The sequence below is a fragment of the Stenotrophomonas maltophilia group sp. Smal32 genome (genome assembly GCF_030237085.1).
GTDB classification, from domain to species: Bacteria; Pseudomonadota; Gammaproteobacteria; order Xanthomonadales; family Xanthomonadaceae; genus Stenotrophomonas; species Stenotrophomonas maltophilia_Q.
Genome location: NZ_JASJSI010000185.1, coordinates 1 through 4277, shown reverse-complemented (window position 1 = coordinate 4277; position 4277 = coordinate 1). Strand labels below are relative to the sequence as shown.

The window sequence follows — 4277 nt, the reverse complement described above, 5'->3', positions numbered from 1 at the left end:
TAAATACGTCCATGTAGGCTCGGTCGCCGCATCCATGCGGCTCACGCCCCCGCAACCGGACCCACCCCGCCTTCGACAGATTCCCGCGATCTGTCTGGATGGCGTGGCCTGCTCTGCCCGCTCTTGGTGGGTGTCGACCTTGGTCGACACGGTAGATCCACGCCATGCGTGGATGGAACGGTGCAGCCGAGCAATGCCCAGCTGCTGGCGCGGAACACTTCGGGAAGCCCAGCCCCCTTGTTGTTCAAGGGGGCGCGCCGATAGGCGGGGGGATAAGGTGGAATGCGCGCGGGGCCCACGGTTTGCGCAGCAAATCGTGGGACGTAGCGCAGGTGGAGATTAAATCTCTACCTGCGCGCCCAGCTCGACCAAACGGTTGCCTGGAATCCGGAAGAAGCCCGTGGCCGGCGCGGCATTCCGATGCATCAGCGCGAACAGCTTGTCGCGCCAGATCGGCATGCCGCGGTTGGCGGTGGCCACGATGGTCTCGCGGCTGGCGAAGAAGGTGGTGTCCATCGGGTCGAAGTAGATGCCGCCGTGGTCGCACGAGCGCATCAGCGCCAGCGGCACGTCCGGGGTCTCCATGAAGCCGAAGCGCACGTAGACCCGGTAGAACTCGTCGCCCACCGATTCGATCTTCAGCCGCTGTCCCTCCGGCGCGTACGGCACCGGCAGCGTCACCACGTGCAGGAACACGTTGCGCTCGTGCAGCACCTTGTTGTGCTTGAGGTTGTGCATCAGCGCGTGCGGGGCCACGGTCGGGTCGGCGGTGAGGAACACGGCGGTGCCCGGCACGCGTACCGGCGGTGCCAGCATCAGGCCCGGCAGGAAGGTATCCAGGCGGATGCCGTCCTTGCGGATCTCATCGCGCAGCAGTTCGCGGCCACGGCGCCAGGTGCGCATCATGGTGAACAGGAAGATGCCCAGCACCACCGGGAACCAGGCGCCCTGCAGCAGCTTGGCGCCGTTGGCGATGACGAAGCCGAGGTCGATGATGAAGAACACCACGCACAGCGGCAGCAGCCAGGCGCGCGCCTTCGGCCACAGCGAGCGGGCGACCAGGGCCAGCAGCAGGGTATCGATCAGCATGGTGGCCGACACCGAGATGCCGTAGGCCACGGCCAGGTTGGACGAGCTGCGGAAGGCCAGCACCAGGCCGATCACCATCACCGCGATACCCCAGTTGATCCCCGGGATGTAGATCTGGCCGATGGTGTCGTGCGAGGTGTGCTTGATGCGCATGCGCGGGATGTAGCCCAGCTGCATGGCCTGGCGCGAGACCGAGAACGCGCCGGTGATGACCGACTGCGAGGCGATCACCGCCGCCATCGTGGCCAGGATGATCATCGGGTACAGCGCCCACGACGGCACGGCCTCGAAGAACGGGTTCTTCAGCGCCTCGGGATGGTTGAGCACCAGCGCGCCCTGCCCCAGGTAGTTCAACACCAGGCACGGCAGCACGAAGAAGTACCAGGCGTGGCGGATCGGCTTGGCGCCGAAATGGCCCATGTCGGCGTACAGCGCTTCGCCGCCGGTCACTGCCAGCACCACCGCACCGAGGATGAAGATGCCGTGCCAGCTGTGCTCCATGAAGAAGCGGATCGCCCACCACGGGTTGAAGGCTTTCAGCACTTCCGGCGCGTCGACGATGTTGTAGATGCCGATCGCCGCCAGCGAAATGAACCAGACCGAGGTGATCGGGCCGAACGCCTTGCCGATCTTCTCCGTACCGAAGCGCTGCGCGGCGAACACCATCAGCAGCACCACCACGGTGATCGGCACGATGAACGCATGCAGGCCGGGGGCCGCCACCTCCAGGCCTTCGACCGCGCCCAGCACTGAAATGGCCGGGGTGATCACGCCGTCGCCGAAGAACAGCGAGGCGCCGAAGATGCCCAGGATGCCCACCACATAGGCCGAGCGCGACCCGTTGCGCAGGGTGCGCTGGGTCAGCGCCATCAGCGCCATGATGCCGCCCTCGCCGTCATTGTCGGCGCGCATGATGATGGTCACGTACTTCAGCGTAACCACGATGTTCAGCGCCCAGAACGCCAGCGACAGCACGCCCAGCACGGTGTCGTGGTCGCTGTTGAGCCCATAGTGCGGCGAGAACGCCTCCTTCAGGGTGTACAGCGGGCTGGTACCGATATCGCCGAAGACCACGCCGATCGCACCGATGATCAGCGCCATGCCTCCGGCTGGAGGAGCGTGACCGTGGCCGCCGGGGGCAGCTGCGTGCGGGGTTTGACTGCTGGACATGGGACTCCTGGCGAAGCTCAGGCGGTTCGTTGAAGGAAAGGAAGGCGGATCAGCGCAGCGCCGACTGCAGCGCCTTGCGGATCACGGTGGCCACTTCGTCGCCTTCATTGAAGGCGTCCCGGGCCATGCGGGCGGCTTCAGCCGGCTTGTAGCCCAGCTGCTGCAGCGCCACGGTGGCATCGGACAGCGGGTCGGCCGGGGCCGGGCCACTGCCGGTGGGCAGCGCGCCGCCGGCACCGAACTGGGCGGCGCGGTCACGCAGCTCCAGCACCATGCGCTCGGCGGTCTTCTTGCCGATGCCCGGAATGCGGGTCAGCGCGGTGATGTCGCCGGCCTGGACCATGCGCGCGAATTCCTCGACGGTGACGCCTGACAGCACGGCCAGCGCGATCTTCGCGCCGATGCCGCTGACCTTCTGCACGTCGCGGAAGAGGCGCCGCTCGCCCTCGCGCAGGAAGCCGTACAGCGAGACGCTGTCTTCCTTCTGTGCGTAATGGGTGTACAGGGTGACCTCGCGGCCGAGCTCGGGCAGGTCATAGAAGGTGCTCATCGGCGCCTCCAGCTCGTAGCCCACTCCGTTCACGTCCACCACCAGCCACGGCGGCGCCTTGTAGGCGACGATGCCGCGCAGTCGACCGATCATTGCGTGCAGCTCCTCATTTGCGGCCCCACGCCTGGCGGGCACTGAGCCCCAGGCGGTTGGCCGTCGCCCTTACGTGGGCATGGGTGATCGCCACCGCCAACGCGTCGGCCGCGTCGGCCTGCAGCTTGGTTTTCAGGTTGAGCATGAGCCCGACCATGTGTTGAACCTGTTGCTTTTCGGCGCCACCGCGGCCGACCACCGCCAGCTTGATCTCGCTGGCCGCATATTCGTGCACCGGCAGGTCGCGCAGCACCACGGCCGAGATCGCCGCGCCACGGGCCTGGCCCAGCTTCAGCGCTGAATCGGGGTTGCGGGCCATGAACACGCGTTCGATGGCCACTTCCTGTGGCTCGTATTCGCGGCACAGGTCGGCCAGGCCCAGCACCAGCAGCTTCATGCGCTGCGGGAAGTCGTCGGCGCCCAGCAGCACCAGCGGCTGGTGGTGCACGTGGCTGACGCGGCCGGTGGCGTCGACATCGATGATGCCGACCCCGGTCCGCTGCGAACCGGGGTCGATGCCGAGGATGCGGGTCATGCTGCACTCCTGGCGGGGCGGAACGGGAGGCGCTGGCAGGCGTATGGGCTCATGACTGTCCGCGGTGACCGTTCAACGGCCCGCGCCCAGGCCGTCGAAGACGGCTCAGGCGTAGGCGTCGGCGCCGAGTTCGGCGTTGGAGTACACGTCCTGCACGTCGTCCAGGTCTTCCAGCATGTCCAGCAGCTTCTTGACCTGAAGGGCGACGTCGCCTTCCACCTTGATGTCATTGTCCGCGCGGAAGGTGATTTCGGCGTGGTCGGCGACATGGCCGGCGGCGACCATCGCATCCTTCACCGCGTTGAACGCGTCAGGGCTGGTGACCACGTCGATCGAGCCGTCGTCCGGGTAGACCACGATGTCATCGGCGCCGGCCTCGATGGCCGCTTCGGTGATGGCTTCCTCGTCGGCGCCCGGGGCGAAGCTGAGCACGCCCAGGCGCTTGAACATGAAGGCCACCGAGCCTTCGGTGCCCATGTTGCCGCCGCACTTGCTGAACGCATGGCGGACATCGGCCACGGTGCGCACGCGGTTGTCGGTCAGGCAGTCGACGATCACGGCCACGCCACCCGGGGCGTAACCCTCGTAGCGGATTTCCTCGTAATCAACGCCTTCCAGTTCACCAGTGGCCTTCTTGATGGCGCGCTCGATCACGTCCTTGGACATGTTCACGGCCAGGCCCTTGTCCATCGCCACGCGCAGGCGCGGGTTGTTGTTGGGGTCGCCTCCACCGCCGCGCGCGGCAACGCCGATCTCACGGATGATCTTGGTGAAAATCTTGCCACGCTTCGCGTCGGACGCGTTCTTGCGGGCTTCGATGGAGGGGCCTCTACCCATGGG

4 protein-coding genes are annotated in these 4277 nt (G+C 66.7%); all 4 read right to left on the bottom strand.

Going from position 1 to position 4277, the window contains the following annotated elements; translation table 11 throughout:
• Positions 1 to 339: 339 nt before the first annotated feature.
• Complete coding sequence (locus tag QRO91_RS21985; protein WP_180848865.1) at positions 340 to 2190, bottom strand: potassium transporter Kup; 1851 nt, start codon at positions 2188 to 2190, stop codon at positions 340 to 342.
• A 118-nt stretch (positions 2191 to 2308) separates the two neighbouring features.
• The gene (gene ruvA / locus QRO91_RS21980; RefSeq protein WP_010481591.1) at positions 2309 to 2902 is read right to left on the bottom strand and encodes a Holliday junction branch migration protein RuvA; all 594 of its coding nucleotides are present in this window, start codon (positions 2900 to 2902) and stop codon (positions 2309 to 2311) included.
• A gap of 13 nt (positions 2903 to 2915) precedes the next feature.
• Positions 2916 to 3437, bottom strand: coding sequence for a crossover junction endodeoxyribonuclease RuvC (gene ruvC, locus QRO91_RS21975; RefSeq protein WP_006386268.1), 522 nt, complete (start codon positions 3435 to 3437; stop codon positions 2916 to 2918).
• A 105-nt stretch (positions 3438 to 3542) separates the two neighbouring features.
• Positions 3543 to 4274: a YebC/PmpR family DNA-binding transcriptional regulator gene (locus QRO91_RS21970; protein ID WP_197651258.1), complete on the bottom strand. Its 732-nt coding sequence runs from the start codon at positions 4272 to 4274 to the stop codon at positions 3543 to 3545.
• Positions 4275 to 4277 lie beyond the last annotated feature (3 nt).

Coding starts and splice junctions, on each gene's coding strand:
- ruvC (WP_006386268.1), bottom strand. CDS start 3,437: ATGACCCGCATCCTCGGCATCGACCCCGGTTCGCAGCGGACCGGGGTC.
- QRO91_RS21985 (WP_180848865.1), bottom strand. CDS start 2,190: ATGGCGCTGATCATCGGTGCGATCGGCGTGGTCTTCGGCGATATCGGT.
- QRO91_RS21970 (WP_197651258.1), bottom strand. CDS start 4,274: ATGGGTAGAGGCCCCTCCATCGAAGCCCGCAAGAACGCGTCCGACGCG.
- ruvA (WP_010481591.1), bottom strand. CDS start 2,902: ATGATCGGTCGACTGCGCGGCATCGTCGCCTACAAGGCGCCGCCGTGG.